At 43.0% G+C, this 19,103-nt stretch carries 14 protein-coding genes and 2 rRNA genes (1 of these 16 cut by a window edge); 5 read left to right on the top strand and 11 right to left on the bottom strand.

Features of this window, described 5'->3' with window-relative positions; genetic code table 11:
* Nucleotides 1-49: 49 nt before the first annotated feature.
* Both IPL35_09430 and rpiB read left to right on the top strand, forming a co-directional pair.
* Nucleotides 50-700, top strand: a complete 651-nt coding sequence (locus IPL35_09430) for an ABC transporter ATP-binding protein (GenBank protein ID MBK8443613.1) — start codon at nucleotides 50-52, stop codon at nucleotides 698-700.
* 100 nt (nucleotides 701-800) lie between these two features.
* Nucleotides 801-1,244 carry a ribose 5-phosphate isomerase B gene (gene rpiB, locus IPL35_09435; GenBank protein MBK8443614.1) on the top strand — a complete coding sequence of 148 codons (444 nt, stop codon included), beginning with the start codon at nucleotides 801-803 and terminating at the stop codon, nucleotides 1,242-1,244.
* Nucleotides 1,245-1,307: 63 nt separating this feature from the next.
* On the opposite strand, the gene recA is transcribed toward rpiB, so the two are convergent.
* The 5 genes from recA to IPL35_09460 form a co-directional block, all read right to left on the bottom strand.
* Nucleotides 1,308-2,333 carry a recombinase RecA gene (gene recA, locus IPL35_09440; protein MBK8443615.1) on the bottom strand — a complete coding sequence of 342 codons (1,026 nt, stop codon included), beginning with the start codon at nucleotides 2,331-2,333 and terminating at the stop codon, nucleotides 1,308-1,310.
* Nucleotides 2,334-2,569: 236 nt separating this feature from the next.
* Complete coding sequence (locus IPL35_09445) at nucleotides 2,570-4,225, bottom strand: pseudouridine synthase (GenBank protein MBK8443616.1); 1,656 nt, start codon at nucleotides 4,223-4,225, stop codon at nucleotides 2,570-2,572.
* 72 nt (nucleotides 4,226-4,297) lie between these two features.
* Entirely contained in the window at nucleotides 4,298-4,945 is a 648-nt protein-coding gene (gene scpB / locus IPL35_09450; GenBank protein ID MBK8443617.1) for an SMC-Scp complex subunit ScpB, read from the bottom strand.
* A gap of 188 nt (nucleotides 4,946-5,133) precedes the next feature.
* Nucleotides 5,134-6,432, bottom strand: a complete 1,299-nt coding sequence (locus IPL35_09455) for a glycosyltransferase (protein MBK8443618.1) — start codon at nucleotides 6,430-6,432, stop codon at nucleotides 5,134-5,136.
* Between the two features lie 215 nt (nucleotides 6,433-6,647).
* Complete coding sequence (locus IPL35_09460) at nucleotides 6,648-6,980, bottom strand: Smr/MutS family protein (protein MBK8443619.1); 333 nt, start codon at nucleotides 6,978-6,980, stop codon at nucleotides 6,648-6,650.
* A gap of 337 nt (nucleotides 6,981-7,317) precedes the next feature.
* On the opposite strand from IPL35_09460, the gene IPL35_09465 reads away from it, so the two are divergent.
* Nucleotides 7,318-9,183: a protein BatD gene (locus tag IPL35_09465; GenBank protein ID MBK8443620.1), complete on the top strand. Its 1,866-nt coding sequence runs from the start codon at nucleotides 7,318-7,320 to the stop codon at nucleotides 9,181-9,183.
* Nucleotides 9,184-9,211: 28 nt separating this feature from the next.
* Nucleotides 9,212-10,927, top strand: a complete 1,716-nt coding sequence (locus IPL35_09470; GenBank protein MBK8443621.1) for a hypothetical protein — start codon at nucleotides 9,212-9,214, stop codon at nucleotides 10,925-10,927.
* A 38-nt stretch (nucleotides 10,928-10,965) separates the two neighbouring features.
* On the opposite strand, the gene IPL35_09475 is transcribed toward IPL35_09470, so the two are convergent.
* Together IPL35_09475 and IPL35_09480 are read right to left on the bottom strand one after the other, a co-directional pair.
* Nucleotides 10,966-11,625, bottom strand: a complete 660-nt coding sequence (locus IPL35_09475) for a hypothetical protein (GenBank protein ID MBK8443622.1) — start codon at nucleotides 11,623-11,625, stop codon at nucleotides 10,966-10,968.
* Between the two features lie 75 nt (nucleotides 11,626-11,700).
* Nucleotides 11,701-12,471, bottom strand: a complete 771-nt coding sequence (locus tag IPL35_09480; protein ID MBK8443623.1) for a phosphosulfolactate synthase — start codon at nucleotides 12,469-12,471, stop codon at nucleotides 11,701-11,703.
* Between the two features lie 130 nt (nucleotides 12,472-12,601).
* Here IPL35_09480 and IPL35_09485 point away from each other — a divergent pair, with 130 nt between their 5' ends.
* Nucleotides 12,602-13,525: a mechanosensitive ion channel family protein gene (locus IPL35_09485; GenBank protein MBK8443624.1), complete on the top strand. Its 924-nt coding sequence runs from the start codon at nucleotides 12,602-12,604 to the stop codon at nucleotides 13,523-13,525.
* 54 nt (nucleotides 13,526-13,579) lie between these two features.
* Here the strand turns inward: IPL35_09485 and IPL35_09490 are convergent, their stop codons facing one another.
* From IPL35_09490 to IPL35_09505, 4 genes are all read right to left on the bottom strand, one after another.
* Nucleotides 13,580-14,458, bottom strand: a complete 879-nt coding sequence (locus tag IPL35_09490) for an EamA family transporter (GenBank protein MBK8443625.1) — start codon at nucleotides 14,456-14,458, stop codon at nucleotides 13,580-13,582.
* A gap of 24 nt (nucleotides 14,459-14,482) precedes the next feature.
* The gene (gene ribD / locus IPL35_09495; GenBank protein ID MBK8443626.1) at nucleotides 14,483-15,553 is read right to left on the bottom strand and encodes a bifunctional diaminohydroxyphosphoribosylaminopyrimidine deaminase/5-amino-6-(5-phosphoribosylamino)uracil reductase RibD; all 1,071 of its coding nucleotides are present in this window, start codon (nucleotides 15,551-15,553) and stop codon (nucleotides 14,483-14,485) included.
* A 157-nt stretch (nucleotides 15,554-15,710) separates the two neighbouring features.
* Nucleotides 15,711-15,823, bottom strand: a 5S ribosomal RNA gene (gene rrf, locus IPL35_09500).
* 443 nt (nucleotides 15,824-16,266) lie between these two features.
* Nucleotides 16,267-19,103, bottom strand: a 23S ribosomal RNA gene (locus tag IPL35_09505) (it continues 47 nt past the right edge of the window).

Below are 19,103 nucleotides of genomic sequence, written 5' to 3' on the forward strand. Positions count from 1 at the left end.
ATTTTATTAGCTGCGTACTTTTGTATGTTTTTTGTATGTTTGTGTGATGATGATACAAGCCCGACATCTTTATAAGTCTTATAGTAATTTAACGGTGTTGCACGATGTAAGCGTAACTATTCAAGCTGCCGAATTGGTGGCAATTGTGGGACCTTCGGGGGCAGGCAAAAGTACTTTGTTGCATTTGCTCGGCACATTAGACCACGCCGATAAAGGCTCTATTGCTATTTTAAACACAGATGTTGCAAAACTGTCTGAAAAAAAATTGGCACAATTTCGCAATCGACATATTGGTTTTGTATTTCAGTTTCATCATCTTTTGCCCGAATTTACAGCAGTAGAAAATATTTGTATGCCCGCACTCATCGGCGGACAAAAGGAGAGCATTGCCCAAAAACGCGCTATGGAGTTGTTGGATTTTTTGAAATTAAGCCACCGCGCACAGCACAAACCCAACGCACTCTCCGGCGGCGAACAGCAGCGCGTGGCGGTGGCGCGTGCTCTTATTAATCAGCCGGCTCTCGTACTCGCCGATGAGCCTTCCGGTAATTTGGATTCCGAAAATGCCCGCGATTTACATACTTTGTTTTTTGATTTGTGTAAAAATATGGGACAAACTTTTGTTATCGTTACCCACAATCCCGACCTCGCTGCTATGGCGCACAGAACCCTACACATGAAAGATGGGCAAATGGTGTGACGGAAGGGTAAATATTTTATTTAAAAAATAATTTAACACAATTATTTGATAATCAGTTTTTTATCAAAAATTATAATTTTCACTTCTGCTTTATTTTATTATGTCACAACTCCCCCATATTGCTATCGCCGCCGACCACGCCGGTTTTGAATATAAAGAAGCCCTCCGCCTTTGGCTCAATGCGCTGGGCTATACTGTCAGCGATTTTGGCACTTTCTCTGCCGACAGCAGCGACTATCCCGATGCCGCACACCCACTCGCCGAAGCCATTGAAAATGCCACTTGTGAAGTGGGTATTTTGATTTGTGGTAGTGCCAACGGCGTAGCTATCACCGCCAACAAGCACCAACAGGTTCGCGCTGCACTATGCTGGATTGCCGAAATAGCTACCCTCGCCCGACAACACAACAACGCCAATGTCGTTTGTATTCCGGCACGATATACGGCTCTGGAACAGGCTAAAAATATTGTTCATACTTTTTTACACACTGATTTCGAAGGCGGCAGACACCAACGCCGTGTGGATAAAATTGCTGTTTGCTAAAAAACATAAAAAAGCCGTTGCTGTGAAATACAACAACGGCTTTTATTCTTCAGAGAAGGTTTTTTAGGAAGGAATAACTGTATTTCCTTTTATTTTCTCTTTAATTTTTTGCTCTATTTCAACGGCTACATCGGGATTATCCATCAAAAATTGCTTCGCATTTTCGCGACCCTGCCCGATTTTTGTACCTTGATAGCTATACCAAGAGCCGCTTTTATCCAAAATATTATGCTCGGCTCCCAAATCAATAATTTCACCGGTTTTGGAAATGCCCTGACCATACATTATATCAAACTCCGCACTGCGAAATGGCGGTGCTACTTTGTTTTTTACTACTTTGGCTTTGGTACGATTACCCGTAGCCTCATCTCCATCTTTAATCTGTGTGGAGCGGCGAATGTCAATGCGCACCGAAGCATAAAATTTCAGCGCATTACCGCCGGTCGTTGTTTCGGGATTTCCAAACATCACTCCTATTTTTTCGCGCAACTGGTTGATAAAAATACAGCAGCAATGTGTTTTGCTGATAGAACCCGTAAGCTTGCGCAATGCCTGACTCATCAAACGTGCCTGCAAACCCATTTTGCTGTCGCCCATTTCGCCTTCCAACTCGCCACGCGGCACCAACGCCGCCACTGAGTCAATCACTACAATATCAACAGCTCCCGAACGAATGAGGTGGTCGGCAATTTCGAGGGCTTGCTCGCCGCTGTCGGGCTGGGCAATGAGTAGGTTATCCACATCTACGCCCAATGCTTGTGCATAGTTTTTGTCAAAAGCGTGTTCTGCATCTATAAATGCTGCTATGCCTCCCTTCTTTTGAGCTTCGGCAATAGCGTGAATGGTAAGAGTGGTTTTGCCCGAAGATTCCGGACCGAATATTTCTATAATCCGCCCTTTCGGATAACCACCGATACCCAAAGCAATGTCCAAACCCAAAGAACCTGTCGGAATTACCTCTGTTTCTACTACTTGTGCATCACCCAATCTCATTACTGTTCCTTTACCGTGCGTTTTGTTTAATTTGTCGAGGGTGAGCTCTAATGCTTTTAATTTCTCTTTGTCGCCTGTTGTTGTTACGTTACTCATTGTTTTTTACCTTTAAAAATACTGATTTGTTAAAAAATTAAGTTTATTCGTATTTATCCTATGCTGTTTTTTTGTACGAAAGATAAACATTTTTTTGCTAAAAACAGTTCTTTTTTTAATTGTTTTTTTAAAAAATATTTTAAATTTTTCTACCTCTATATCATAAAAAAAGCCTTCTTGTATTCAACTTTTAAGTCAAAAACAAGAAGGCTTTATATTCGGTAAAATATAATTTCCTACTTCAGATTCATGTGCTTGAGCGTGATTACCTCCTGTGGCATAAGATAACGCCATTTGGAACGCGGCAGGTCTCTTTTGCTCAAATTGGCATATAATACGCGGTCTAAGCGTTTTACGCGGTAGCCTAATTTTTCAAAAATACGGCGTACTACGCGATTCCAACCGATGTGCAGTTCTATCCCTACTTCGCAACGGCTGCCTTCTGCATATTGAATATCATCTACTTGCGCAATGCCTTCCTCTAATTCCACACCATTTCGTATTTGCTCTATATCTTCCGTTTCTAAATCGCGATCGAGCAATACATAATAAACTTTGTGTACTTCGTTGCTGGGGTGTGATAATTTTTGCGCCAAATCGCCATCGTTGGTAATGAGTAATAAACCGGTAGTATTGCGGTCAAGCCTACCTACCGGGAATAATCCCACACCGCGCACACCACCCAAACAATCCAACACCGTGCGGCGACCTTCCGGGTCGTGGGTCGTACAAATTATATCTTTCGGTTTATTGAATAATACATATACTTTTTTATTCGGTATTATCACTTCTCCGCGAAAACGTACTTCATCTTCCGGCTTCACTTTGTAACCCATTTCTGTTACAACATTGCCATTTACTTGTACCTCACCATTAGCGATATGCTCGTCGGCTTTGCGGCGGGCGCATATTCCTGCATTGGAAAGATAACGGTTCAGCCTCCATTCGGAAGGCTGTGGGTTGAGATCCTCGGGGATTTCGGGTGCGGGAATACTGCGAACAAAGCGTTTGCGCTGGGGTCTGTCGAAATTATCTCTTTGGAAATTGCCCCTGTTGCGGTCTTGCCCATAATTATTGTTTGAGCGCGGGCGTGATTCGTAGCCGCCCCCCCCTTGTTGCGGGCGGTTGTTGTCGTAGCGGCGTGGCTGATACGGGCGTTGTTGATAATTACCTTCGCCGCCGCCCTCTTGTTGCGGGCGGTTGTTGTCGTAGCGGCGTGGCTGATACGGGCGTTGTTGATAATTACCTTCGCCGCCGCCCTCTTGTTGCGGGCGGTTGTTGTCGTAGCGGCGCGGCTGATACGGACGTTGTTGGTATTGAGGTCGCTCGCGATTGTCGCCGCCGCCCTCTTGTTGCGGGCGGTTGTTGTCGTAGCGACGTGGCTGATACGGGCGTTGTTGATATTGAGGTCGCTCGCGATTGTCGCCGCCCTCTTGTTGCGGACGGTTGTTGTCGTAGCGGTGCGGCTGATATGGGCGTTGCTGATATTGAGGTCGCTCGCGATTGTAGTCGCCGCCGCCCTCTTGTTGCGGGCGGTTGTTGTCGTAGCGGCGCGGCTGATACGGACGTTGCTGGTATTGAGGTCGCTCGCGATTGTAGTCGCCGCCGCCCTCTTGTTGCGGGCGGTTGTTGTCGTAGCGGCGCGGCTGATACGGACGTTGCTGGTATTGAGGTCGCTCGCGATTGTAGTCGCCGCCGCCCTCTTGTTGCGGGCGGTTGTTGTCGTAGCGGCGCGGCTGATACGGGCGTTGCTGTTGGTTGCCTTCTTCGCCGCCTTCGCCCGACTGATAGCGCGGGTTCGGATAGCGGCGTTGCTGATATTGAGGTCGTTCCTGCTCTTGCTCAGAGCCAGTGTTATCATTTTGTTGCTCACGGTTTTTTGTAAACAGCAAATTAGAAGCAGGTTTGTCTTTTTTAAAAAAGGAGTATTGGAAGATTTTCCTTTTACAAAAGGTTTGCCTTTTTTAAGACTCTCGTCCTGTTGATGTGGGGGTTTGTTCGGATATTGTTTCACGCTCGCCGATTTCGTTTTGTTCAATAATAATTTCTTTTAATTTGGGTAAATCTTGCATACCCTTTAAGCCAAAATAATCTAAAAATAATTTTCCTGTTGCATATAATAAGGGTTTTCCGATACTCTCGCTTCTGCCTGCAATACTGATTAATTCTTTATCCAACAGTTTTTGAACAGCATAATCGCAGTTCACACCGCGTATTTCTTCAATGGCTGCTTTTGTAATCGGCTGTTTGTAAGCGATAATGGATAGAGTTTCTAACGATGCATTGGATAATTGCCTTTTTGATTTTAAATTGAGATAATGAGATATTGTTTTATGATATTGTGCTTTACTTAAAAAATGATATCCTTCGTTGATGTTTACTAATTCAAAAGCGTAATCTTCGCTCTTATATTTATCTGCTATCGCAGCAATACAGGCTTTTATGACAGACTCAGACAGGGCTTGTTCAAATGTTTTTTCTAAAGTATCTTTTAAATCTTTTAAAGAAACGGCTTGTTCGGAAACAAATATAATTGCTTCTGCGTGTTTTTCTAATATTGACTGAGTAGGTTCTTGGCTTTGTGAGTCATTTAATTTTATTTCTTCTTCCATTCTTTCTTTGTTACTGCTAAATGATTCAGTAAAAACACAATTCTATTTTTTGATATTTGGATTTAAACGTAAAAATAAAGTAAAAAGTTGAATTTTTATATTTTTACATCAAAATATGCCCCAAAAAATCAAATTATTGGATTTATACTTAAAAAATCAAATGGTTTTTATTGCAAATTATGAATGATTTAATCGGTGATTTCTTTTTGCTTCGGTAGTTGTTCCAAACTTTTTGTATAGATATTTTCATATTGTCGTGCTACTATCGGGTAGCTGTATTCATTTACGGCTTTTTGGCGCGCCTGCCGCGATAATGTTTCGTAGTCGGGTGTTTCGAGTACTTGCTGTATGGCTGCCGCCAATGCCTGACTGTTGCGGGCGGGTGCCAAAAATCCGGTTTTGCCCGCTTCTATCATTTCAGGAATACCCCCCACTTCAAAACCCACCGAAGGTATGCCGCAGGCGGAGGCTTCCATAATGGTGTTCGGCAGGTTTTCTTCTAATGACGGAATCACAAAAATATCGGCGGCAGCGTAGTAGCGGGCAATGATTGTCGCATCGCTGAGTTTGCCGCTGCTGTGTGTCCGCATCGGCAATGCTCGCAGCAATTCGTCATCGGCAGTGCCTAATACCAATAATTCGTAGTTGTTGCTGCTTTGGTGCAGTTGCCACAGGGCTTGTCGCAAATATTCAAAACCTTTGCGCGGATCTGACATTTTCATCGCTACAAAAAGTATCAGTTTTTTGTCGGTGGGCAAATTTAATTGCTGACGCAACAGGTGCCGGTGGGTGGGCGGTGAAAATAAATTCGTATCAATCGGATTGGGAATGGCGGTGATGGTGGCATTGCGCAATAAAGTGCTTTTTTGTGCCTCCTGTGCCAGCCAGCGACTGCAAGTTACGATGTGCCAAAGCAAGGGAACTGCTTTGTAGGTTTTTTGCTTGCGCTGCCAATGTGCTGCCGATAAATCGTGTGGCGAAGGGCGGCGTAAAAAAGGGCATTGTCCGCAAGTATGTTCAAAATGGCGACAAGTACCCGCATAATGGCAGCCTCCCGTAAATGCCCACATATCGTGTAGTGTCCACACGATAGGTTTTCTTGCTTTTGCTAATTGAGCCACATTTTTCAATGATAAAAAACCTTGATTAAACCAATGAAAATGTAATATATCCGCTTGCTGTACGGCGGGCATATTGCTTATTTCTCCGTTACCGGTGCTGGCAATGGAAAATTGATACAGCGTATCTTGAGTGCGTAAATGTGCTGCTATTTCGAGTCGTTCGATGGCTTGCAGTGCGAGGTTTTTCTGGCATTGCCACCACGACGACGGTGCTCCTGCCAAAAGCGGGTGCTCAAAAGTGCGGTCGCGGCTGATGATTTGTGGGCTGAATTGCTTGTTTTGAGCAAGAGCTTCGGCAAGACGCAAACAGGCGGTAGCTGCTCCGCCACTGCGGTCGAAGGTGCTGAACAAAGCAATTTTTTTCATTATTATTAAATGTAATACATCTTTTTTAAAAAAAGTGAATATTTTTTGTGTGTATCGTGCAACTATTTTTATTAATAAATCTACTTATTAATAGCTATCAAGTAAGTAAAAAACAAATTTTAGTATCAAAAAAGGGTTCTAAGTAAAAAAATAACCTTTTATAAAAGTGTGTGTAATCGGGATTAGCCGTGAGGTTATTCCCGATTTTTTTTTCATTAGCGCAATATTACCCACGTTGAGCCTTTGTCTTTACTCAGGCGGTAGCTGCGTACCTGCCGATGCTCGCTCAATAAACGGTGCAATTCGCGTTGTAGTTTCTGCTGTCCTTTTCCGTGAATAAGGCGAATTTCTTTTGCTCCCTGCAAAATGGCAGTATCCAATGCTTGCAGGGATTGTTGTAATTGCTCTTGTAGTATTTCAAAATTTTCGCTGCTGCTTATGATGGTGTTTTTGCTGACTTTAGCCGTCGATTTATCACGGTGCAGGTCGTTTTTCAAGGGCTTACCGCTCCATCGCTGCGCGGTTTCGGGTGTTGCTGCGCCCATCATATAAGCTCGTAATATTTCAGGGTTTACCATCTCTTTTTATTTTTTTATCTCTAAAAATGTTGTAAAATTAAATTATATTTCAAATTTGTATCTATACATTATACACATAAATATATGCTTACTTTTTGTTATTTTATATTAAAAAAATAAATAATATTCTATGTATTCCTAATGAAATGTATATTTTTGCTGCAAAATCATTCGTTTTTTATAAAAGAGCAACATTTACCTGATTTTTTTGTTTTTTTTATTACCTTTTTGTTTGTGACATCACGCATTATCAAAGCAAAATATTTACTTTTTTGGGTGTGTGTAAAATAATAATGTTTATCGGTGTATGATAGCTGGGATATCGTCAGTTTTTTTAAAAATTTTTCCTGTCAATAATCAGCGACCTTTCCATTATTGTTGGCTGTTGTTGCTGTGTTTATTATGTGGCAATCAGCAATGGCTGGCAGCACAGAGTTTTTATATAGATGCGCCAGAAGAAGTATATGTGGGCGAGCCTTTTGATGTGATTTATGTGCTGGAAGATGCCGAGTTGAATCAGTTTAAAGCACCTGCTTTTGATGCCCGACTGAAAATGGTGGGCGGTCCGAATCGTTCTACTTCTTATGCTATCATCAATGGAGATATCAGCAAAAAACAATCAATAGGTTATAGATTGCTTGTAGAAGAAGCCGGAACTTATACACTTCCTGCTGCCAGTGTGGAAGTAGGCGGCAAAGTGCTTAAAACAAAAATATTTCGTGTAGAAGCCGTGCAGGGCAATGGCTCGCATAGGCTGCGCCAACCGCGCAATACTCAGCCTTTTCCGAATATTCCCAATTTCCCTTTCCCTGACCCCGACCCGCAAATGTCCGGCGGTGGCAGTTCCGGCGAGGCTTTTATGCAATTAGACCTCAGCCAAAATGAGGCAGTAGTCGGTGAGCAAATTATTGCCGAATACGCAATTTATACTACGGTGAATATTGTTGATTATGCCACTACTGAAATTCCAACTTTTACCGGATTTTGGACGGAAGATATTACGCCGCAACAGTTGCCCGCTGAAAGTGTTACGCAAGAAGGAAAACGTTATACGCGCCAATTGCTCAAACGTTTTGCGATTTTTCCGCAGCAGGCAGCTACCCTCGAAGTACCTGCTATGAGCATTGAGGCTAATTTTCAGGTGGGCGGCGGCAGTTTTGGAATTTTCTACGATTACGAAGAAAGAAAACTTACCACTAACACCGAAAAATTGCAAGTGGCTGAACTGCCTTCGGAGGGTGCGCCCGATAGTTTTCAGGGGGCTGTGGGCAATTTTTCAGTGGCGCAGGAGCTGGATAAATCCAATGCCTCCGTTGGCGAAGTGCTGCAATTGAAAGTAACTGTGGAAGGAAGCGGAACTTTGCCCTTGCTCCAAGCTCCTGCTCTGCAACTGCCCGTCGGTATGGTGCAGCAAGCGGGCGAAGTACAAAGCGACAGCGATTTTCAGTCGGCGGCTCAGAACAAACAACTTAGCGGCAAACGAGTTTTTTATTACCAAATTACTCCTACCCAAAAAGGAAATTTTACATTTAATCCGCTTCTTTTTTCTTTCTTTAATCCTCAAACTCGCCAATATGAAACCGTGCAAAGCCATTCTTCAATGCCTACCTTATCTGTAAGCGATGCCGCCGCTTATAATATGCCTGCGGCTAATGACGATGGCAACTTCGCCGATGATGCTTCGGAAACTGCGTGGTGGAAATGGCTTCTGTACGTGCTTTTGCTGATGGCAGCGGGAGTGTTTATTTTTAAAGGTTTTCGGTTTTTTAATGCTCCAAAAAAAGAAGTGATAAAAAACATAAATACACGCAAAGAAGATACTGCAAAAAAATCTGCTGCGGGCAAAACAAATCCCATATTGACAAAAACAGCAACGCCTGAACACGAAATATACCAACCCAAACCGCCTTCTGGCGAAAAAGAACGTGCGTTGCATCAGCTTCAGCAGTATATTCAGGAACAATATCAAATCAACATAACAAATATATCCAAATCGGCGATGCAATCGCAACTCGCCGAAAAGCAAATGCAAACAACACAAATTGCTCGTCTCAATACCCTCATCAATGATTTGGAGCAGGCTATTTACGGTGGAGTTGTTGCCGAAAGTTCAGCTTTATTATACGAGCGTGTGCAGCAATGGATAAAAGCAGACGGCAAAAAAGCAATGTGATTTTTTTCTTTTTTTTAGGGGGAATAAAATGAAAAACCTTTTTTATTTTTTGAAACAAAACCTAAGACTTCTCTTATTTCGCATCATAGCAATGGTGTTGATAGTGAACTGTGGGCTAATGGTAGCAGCGCAAAACCCTCACGATTTGCTCACCACCGCCGCACCTATCGCCCGACAAGTGCCGCCCGCCGCCGTTAAAAATGTAGAGCAACTATCCCAACAACTTTGTCGGTATAGCAACGATGACCTTGAAAAAGTAGCTGTTTTTTTTATGTGGATTTGCCGCAATATCCGCTATGACGATGATTTGTTGCAAAAAATAGAGCAAAATGATATTTCCGAAAATGCACTCAATTTTTCGCACCAAGCTCCGCAAGTGTTGAGCACCGGCAAGGCGGTATGTGTGGGCTACTCCAATTTGTTGCAGGCTTTATGTGATGTACAAGGTATTGCGTGCCGTACTGTTATTGGCAGCGTAACCGATGATTACGGAATTTTGCAAACAACAGGGCACGCCTGGAATGTAGTGAAAATACAGAATGTTTGGTATCTTATAGATAATACTTGGGCGGCAGTGGCTCATCAAAATATACAACAAAACGATTCTCTTTTTATACATTTATTTGCTGCCGATTTCTTTTTAGCCAATCCCAAATATTTTCTTCCTACTCATTATCCCGACGACCCCATGTGGCAATTGGTGGAAAATCCGGTGACAAAAGCTATTTTTTTACAAGGAAAGAAAAAAATAAACAAGCACCTCCGACAAATACCGCCGCAGCCTTTTAGCTTCAACGATACGATTGCTGCATTTGAACGGGCAGATATTCACGCCAATACCAAAGCCGAAGTGCGGCGCATTTTGCAATGCGACCCCGCCAACAGCCGCGCTTATGCTATTTTGGGCAATTACTATATTAAAGAATCATTGCTTCATTATGATTATTGCACGAAAACCATTGAAAATTCGCGCACAAAAAAACAGACTGCCGATGTAGGCGACCTTAAACAGCGTATTGCCGCCGCCGAACAATGTTTGCAGGCGGCTCAAGATGCTTATTTGAACATCACCGATATTGAAACGCCCGAATTTGCCCTGCGGCAACACAATTTGAATATTATTGAAAATAATGGAAAATTGCTCGGCGAACTGAAATCAATGGTGTATAATTTTGACGAAGCCTACGGAAAAAGCAATTTTGATATAGGTTATGAACTATCGGAGCAATCTGCGGAAAGGTATCAGGTTTTATCGCAGCGTATGGCGGATATACAGCAAATGCCGCCGCCCGATACGCTGTATCTTTGGCAAAAAAATTTGCATACTACCGACTCTTTGATGTTGTTGGCGGAGTATTATTTCAATAAAGTATTGCCTTCCGATTCCGTACATTACAACACCGCCCAACAAAATATCCGTACCCTTCGCAACAACCGCCAATCGCTCGAAAAACAACAGCAGCATTTTACGACCCTCGAAACGGCTCGCCGCGCTTATGAGTTTTTTCAGCAGGGTTTGGAGCAGGCTTTGATGTGGAAAGAAGAACGCCAGAAAATTAAAACAATGCCTTCTTTGCAAACACAAAAATATTTGAAGGATACGGCAAAACAAGCCGAACAGTATTTTTTACTCGCTGTGGCTACTTATCAGCAAATACCCCACGACAGTTCTTTGTGGGAAATGGCACAAAAAAATATTGCCGTTGCACAAAGCAATATTGAAGTACTCAAAAAACAGGAATAGAACCTTCTTGCAGCGCGTTTGATTTTACTACGCTTTTTCTACTTTTTTTCAGGACGATTGTAGCAAAAATATAATAAGGCAGGCGGTATGTTGCGCACTGCTATTTTTAAGTCAATATACTTAAAATAGCGTTTTAAATCTTTGTATGAAATAGGGGAATATTGTATTTGGATAAAATAACCGCCTTTGCGCAAAATATGGTGAGAAGCCGCTAAAATATTGTTGAGTACCTGCGCCGGAAGCAGCGAAAGCGGCAATGCTGAAATAACATGGCTACACTCGGCGGTATCCGTAAAACGAGCCAGATAGTGCTGCACGTTTTCTGCCGAATCTTTGATTACATGCAAGCGGCGGTCTTGGGCGGCTATTTCGTTCAGCACTTCGCAAAATTTATCGTTTATCTCAAAGCTCAACAGCGTAGCATCGGGTTTCATTTTTTCCAAAATGCGCTGCGTAATGCAGCCATCACCCGCTCCGAATTCTACAATCAAATTAGCTTTGGAAAAATCTATCGGACGCAACATTTTACGAATGGCATATTTAGAACTCGCCGTTACCGTGCCTACCGTTTTAAGGTTTTTCAGGGCTTCGAGAAATAAATCTAAGTTTTTCATACGAAAAAATGTCGTTTTTCCCGACACCAAAACTTCCGCCTGTTCTATATTGGCATTTTTGGTTAATGGTAACTGTGTTTTCATATAATAACAATTTGGGAGGAATTTGAGTTTGAATAAATTAAAAATATATTCGCTTCTGTGATGACAGGAAGAGGATTAGCGAGGCAGATATTGAAAAAAAGTATCGCCGCGCAAGCCGATACGCAACGTTTCTAAGGCAATGACTTCATTGCTGGGAATATTTCCCAAATTTACATTCGCTCCTAATTTTTTGATAAACCACTCCTGCTGCACTTTTTGAGGAGCTTCCCATATTATTTGTTCCGCCGCTATTTTGTTCAAGATTTCGTCTATCAAACCCATTCGCACCTCGCCTGTTGAGCGGTAGATGCCGATAGTGCCGCCTTCCCGCGATTCGGCGATGATTTTCCAAGCACCTGCCTCCAATTCCGCTTCTATCATTTCTACCCACTTATACGGCGGCAATATCACTTCTTTATCCTTTGAGCCTACCTCCGACAATACTGTATAGCGTTGTGCAAAATGCCGGATATACTCACACTTCAAACTGTGCTCTATTTGAATACAACCGTCTGATATTTCCATCACTTTTACCTCAAATTCTTCTAACAGAGCCTCGTATTGTGCCAACATATCGCGCACTACAAACGCTTCAAATAAAGTGCCGCCAAAATAAAAACGGATATTGGCTTGGCGATAGATGTTTAATTTTTCTTTTAAATTGGGGGTAATCGCTGCCGAACCAAAGCCTATTTTTATAAAATCTATGTACTGTCCGGCGGTTTCTACCAAACCTCTTGCATCTGATATTGATAAACCCTTATCCATCACCATCGTTAATCCTTCGCTGCGAGGACTCTTGCTTCGCTGCGGCAAATGTGTAAGCCCAAAATGTAATGTATTCATATTTTTATTGGAGTATCTATAATACCGAAGGGCAAATTTCCGCTTTTTGACTTATTTTTCATATTTTTTTAACAAAAAACTCTTTTGGCACTATATTTTTGTTTGTAATTATGTGTGTTTTTTTTGAATAATGGAAGGAATCATACTAAATATTGAATCTTGGCTGCAAAAGGTATTGGGATTGTCTCCCGTTTTGCAACAGCGTGTGTTTACTTCTTTTGCGGTAGTGCTGGGAATTATTCTGTTGCGAAAACTATTTCTCACCCTTCTTTTTTCTCTCAGCAAACATCGCCCCAGTCATTATTACTGGAGGCGCAATACTTGGTGGCTGGCTTTTGTATTAGCTATGCTTTTGGTAGGGCGTATTTGGTTCAATTTTGTAGATTCTCTGCTTACCTATATCGGTATTTTGTCGGCGGGTATTGCCATTGCTTTGCAAAATCCGCTTTCTAATATAGCCGCGTGGCTGTATATCATTATCCGAAAGCCTTTTGTTTTGGGCGACCGTATCCAACTCGGCAGCGATGCCGGCGATGTCATTGATATAAGTCTGTTTCAATTTACTATCAACGAAATCGGTAACTGGATTGACGGCGACCAAAGTTCGGGACGTATTATTCATATTCCCAACGGCAGACTCGGGAGCGAGCCGCTTGCTAATTATACAATGGGCTTTTATTATATATGGCACGAAATTTCACTCACACTCACTTATCAAAGTAATTGGAGAAAAGCTAAAAGTATTATTGAAGAGATTGTGAATGAAAAAAGTAAACCACTGGTTGCCGATGCCGAGCGATTATACCGACAATCTTCTTCCAAATATTTGATTCTTTACAGCAAATTTACACCTTTGGTGTATGTGCGTGGGCGCGATAACGGTATTTTGTTTACTATCCGCACTATTTGCGACCCGCGCTCCCGCCGTTCTTTGGAACAAAGTATTTGGGAGGAAATTTTAACGGCTTTTGAGCAACATTCTGATATTCAATATGCTTATCAAAGTACACGTTTACTTATTCCGCAAGAGCCCACCGCCGCCGACCCTGAGTAATCGGCTTTTTTTCCAAAAATTATAAAAAAAATGAATAAAAAACAAAGCACTTTCTTATTTGCCGATACTGATTAATACAATGCCGATTAATGCAACGCCAATCCCTATCCAGTTCAGACGATTGAGCCGCTCGTCAAATAAAATTACACCGCTTGCAATAGATAATAATACCACCGCTATATTATTGAGCGGAAAAATTACCGAACTGCCCCAATTGCTTTTTTGCAAGGCTTTCATAAAAAAATACATGGAGCCATAATTTGGTACTCCCAATAATAGCCCCGCTATTAACACCTTTTTAGAAAACATTGCCCGCAAATAATGTCGGTATTTCCATACTGATATTGTTGTTCCGATACAACCCGCTATCCCAAAACATACCATTAAAAAAAGAGGTAATTCTGATTCGGATAACTTAAAACGCTGACTATAATCTATCAATATTTCAATACAGGCACTCAATGCCAATACCAACAGCAAAAGGCGCGGCATTTTTTGCTCAAAATGGATAGCTTTTTTATCCGATATGCTTACCAAAGCCACCGATGCCATACACAACACAATTCCTGTTGTTTTTATGGTATTTCCACTTTCTTCATATATTGCAATTGCCACCAGAATAGGTGCTATCATAGATAATTTATTGGCAACACTCGTCAGTGCAATACCGTTTTTTTGAGTGCTGTATGCCATTAGCTGAAAGGTGCTGATAAATAAACAACCCAAAGCCACCGAATAAGGCAGCCACGATGTTTGAAATAGATGCCGCGGCAATAGTAAATAAGTGTTTTCGCTTAACAACATCGCAATACCGATACACACAAAATAATTCAGAGCTATTATAGGCAGGGTATCCATTTGCCGCCGACCGAATATTTTAAATAAATAGATGTTGGCACAGGAACAAAAAACCGAGAGCAACAAATAAAACATACTTTTTTGTAGTTTTGTATGTAATTAAATAATTGAATGGGTGGGATTAAAATAGGTAAATAAAAAATTATCGCCAATCTGGTGGCTTTGTTGTGGAGTTGTAGATATAAGCGGTGCGCGTTTTCCTTTCCCCCAATGTACCGGTGCTTCAAATACTCGTGCCTCATGCCATATTCCTGCTGTCAAAAAGCTGTTGATAAGCTCTGCCCCACCTTCTACTATCAGTGATTGAATATTTTTACTATACAAACAATCAATAATTTGTTTAATTATATCTTCCTGAAAATCAATTTTTTGGTATTGAATATGGAACATAGAAGAATATGCAGGAACAGGAGTTCGAAGGTCTGTAAAAATTAAAGTAGGAGCATCGTGATTAAATATAGATAATTCCAAAGGCAATTGCAGCGATTTATCTACAACACAGCGCAAAGGATTTTTTCCCTGCCAATAGCGGGCGGTCAATTGTGGGTTATCTATGAGGGCTGTATGAGTACCAATTAATACAGCTTGTTCTTGGGTACGCCAGCGGTGTGCTACACGTTTGGTCAAGGCGTTGCTAATCCACTGCTGCTGTGGTGTATTCGGGGCAAAAAAACTATCTTGTGTTTGTGCCCATTTTAAGATGATATAGGGTATTTTTTGTTCTATATAAGTAAAAAAACGCCGATTCAGCAAACGAGCCGCATTATGCTCTACTCCTTCAACTACTTCTATACCCGCTTGCAATAGGATTGCGATACCTTTTCCACTCACTTTATCAAAAGGGTCTCTGCAAGCTAACACCACCTTTGGAATTTGGTGTTTGATAATAAAATGTGCACAAGGCGGCGTACTTCCATAATGAGAGCAAGGTTCTAAATTCACATATAAAGTACTTTGCGATAAAAGATGCTTATTAATCGGCAGTATAGATTGTATGGCATTTACTTCTGCATGGGGTAATCCTTTTTGGTGGTGGTAGCCCTCGCCGATAATTTTGTTGTTATGTACCACTACTGCTCCTACCAAAGGATTTGGATAAGTATTTCCCTGCGCTTGTGCTGCTAATTCTAAGCAGCGTTGCATATAGATAGAATCGTACTTATCTGTCATGTTCGGTAATGATATATAAAATAATTATCCATCAAATATAAATAGGATATGCCTTGAAGATAGAGATAGGAGTATCTATGTGTATTGTGCAAAAGTAACACACCCCCTGCTCGCAAAACTCGTGCAAACAAGGGGTGTGTCTTCTATATTTTAAATATTTCGGCGGCGACCTACTCTCCCGTATGTTTAGTACAGTACCATTGGCGCAGGAGGGCTTAACTGCTCTGTTCGGAATGGGAAGAGGTGATCCCCTCCGCTATAGCCACCGTTGCTCTTTTCTCTTGTGTTCAGTCGTGTAACTGTTTCTTACACATGCCGCAACACAAAATAATTTCTTTTGTTAATTATTGACTATATCGGCATTAAGTTTTCTGTTATACCTAAATATTCTTCTGCTCTTCGTCTTCACTTCTCACTTCCTGCTCTTCGCATTCAGTTTGCTTGCAGAACACTTCTAATTTGGCGTCTTTCACAACTACTATATCCTTATAATTATACCTATATATCCCTAAGCCTTTCAGCTGTGTTCTATATAGATAATCTATTTCGGCAAGTATTTCCTGTTGAATCTGATTAATTATTAACTCCTAACGCAGCTCTCATTTCTAAAATACTGCTCATTATTAACTTACAAATTCGCTATTCAGGTTGCTTTCAGTCATAAATTTATAATGTATGCTTCTGCCTCTTCAGTTTCCACATACCTTAATAATTATTGAAAGCTTACGGGTTATTAGTATAGCTCGGCTTTGATGTCACCACCTTTACACCTACTACCTATCAACGTGGTATTCTTCCACGACCCTTAATCAGAGATCTCATCTTGAAGCGAGTTTCGCGCTTAGATGCTTTCAGCGCTTATCTCTTCCGCACATAGCTACCCTGCCGTGCCACTGGCGTGACAACAGGTTCACTAGCGGTGCGTCCATCACGGTCCTCTCGTACTAATGATAGCCCTTCTCAAATCTCTTACGCCCGCATCAGATAGGGACCGAACTGTCTTGCGACGTTCTGAACCCAGCTCGCGTGCCACTTTAATGGGCGAACAGCCCAACCCTTTGGGACCTTCTCCAGCCCCAGGATGTGACGAGCCGACATCGAGGTGCCAAACCGCACCGTCGATATGAGCTCTTGGGTGCGATCAGCCTGTTATCCCCGGAGTACCTTTTATCCTTTGAGCGATGGCCCTTCCATGCGGAACCACCGGATCACTTTAGCCTGCTTTCGCACCTGCTCGACTTGTCTGTCTCACAGTCAAGCTCCCTTGTACTAATACGCTCTTTGCGCGGTTGCCAAGCGCGCTGAGGGAACCTTTGCGAGCCTCCGTTACTTTTTAGGAGGCGACCACCCCAGTCAAACTACCCACCAAACACCGTCCTCTCTATTCCAGAGAGTTAGATTCTAAATCAACAAAGGGTGGTATTTCAACGGCCGCTCCATACATACTAGCGTACATATCTCGTAGCGTCCCACCTATCCTACACATCGTTAATTCAAAATCTATGTTAAGTTATAGTGAAGGTTCACGGGGTCTTTCCGTCCCGATGCGGGTAAGCGGCATCTTCACCGCTACTACAATTTCACCGAGCTCGTGGCCGAGACAGCGCCCAGATCGTTACACCATTCGTGCAGGTCGGAACTTACCCGACAAGGAATTTCGCTACCTTAGGACCGTTATAGTTACGGCCGCCGTTTACTGGGGCTTCAGTCAATGCCTTCGCTTGCGCTAAGCACCTTCCTTAACCTTCCAGCACCGGGCAGGTGTCAGACACTATACTTCATTTCTCAACTTGGCAGTGTCCTGTGTTTTTGTTAAACAGTCGCCTGGGCCTATTCACTGCGGCTTGCCTTGCAGCAAGCGTCTCTTCTCCCGAAGTTACGAGACCTTTTTGCCTAGTTCCTTAGCCACGATTCACTCGAGCACCTTAGGATTCTCTCCTCGACTACCTGTGTCGGTTTGCGGTACGAGCTGTCGTAACCTATAGCTTAGAGGGTTTTCTTGGAAGTCCGTTTCCCGACATTATCCGCGCCTCCGTAGATTTGCGGTACTTTCGCCTTTCTGCTCCTCAAGCGGATTTGCCTACTTGATTCATCGCCTACCAGCTTTAACGCACTATTCCGTCAGTGCGCAGTCGTTCTACCTCTCCGTCGCCCCTTCGCAGTTACAACAGGTATCTGAATATTAACAGATTTTCCATCGGCTTCCCCTCGCGGGTGCGCCTTTAGGTCCCGACTAACCCTGATCCGACGAACGTTGATCAGGAACCCTTAGTCTTTCGGTGTCCCATATTCTCATTGGGATTATCGTTACTTATGCCTACATTTGCTTTTATAATTGCTCCAGCCATCCTCACAGATGACATTCGCCGCGATTATAATGCTCCCCTACCACTCATATTTCTATGAATCCATAGCTTCGGTACTATGCTTTATGCCCGATTATTTTCCGCGCATCGTCACTCGACTAGTGAGCTGTTACGCACTCTTTAAATGAATTGCTGCTTCCAAGCAAACATCCTAGCTGTCAATGCAACCACACCACGTTTAACCAACTTAGTATAGATTTGGGGACCTTAGCAGATAGTCTGGGTTGATTCCCTCTCGGATACGGACCTTAGCACCCACACCCCTCACTCCTGCTTCTTCTACTACGGCATTCGGAGTTTGTCAGGGGTTGGTAGGCTGTGAAGCCCCTAGCCCTATCAGTAGCTCTACCTCCGCAGTAGTTTGTAAAGCAAGGCTGCACCTAAATGCATTTCGGGGAGTACGAGCTATCTCCCAGTTTGATTAGCCTTTCACCCCTACCCTCAAGTCATCCGAAAACTTTTCAACGTTTACCAGTTCGGTCCTCCAGTTGGTTTTACCCAACCTTCAACCTGCTCAAGGGTAGATCACTAGGTTTCGCGTCTGCACCTACTAACTATCGCGCCCTGTTAAGACTCGCTTTCGCTACGGCTACGTGTATCTTTACACTTAACCTCGCTAGTAAGTTGCAACTCGTAGGCTCATTATGCAAAAGGCACGCCGTCACTGCCTTTCGGCAGCTCCGACCGCTTGTAAGCGCAAGGTTTCAGGTCTATTTCACTCCGTTACTCACGGTGCTTTTCACCTTTCCTTCACAGTACTGGTTCACTATCGGTCTTCTCTTCTTATTTAGCCTTGCCGGATGGTGCCGGCTGATTCAGACAGGATTTCTCCGGTCCCGCCTTACTCAGGATACTGCTACAGTTGTCATCGTTACGTCTACGGGACTCTCACCCTGTTTCGTAGGCCTTCCCAGACCTTTCTACTTCCGATTAACGCCTGATCTCGCAGTCCTTCAACCCCGTATAACTTTGTTGTACGGTTTGGGCTATTCCGCTTTCGCTCGCCACTACTCGCAGAATCACTTTTGTTTTCTTTTCCTGTAGGTACTTAGATGTTTCAGTTCCCCACGTTTGCCTCCATTGCTGGATACCCTTGCGGGTGGGTTGCCCCATTCGGACATTTACGGTTCTTCGCTCGCTTGCAGCTCCCCGTAACTTTTCGCAGCTTGCCACGTCCTTCTTCG

It is taken from the genome of Sphingobacteriales bacterium (assembly GCA_016711285.1).
In the GTDB taxonomy this organism is placed as follows: Bacteria; Bacteroidota; Bacteroidia; order Chitinophagales; family UBA2359; genus JADJTG01.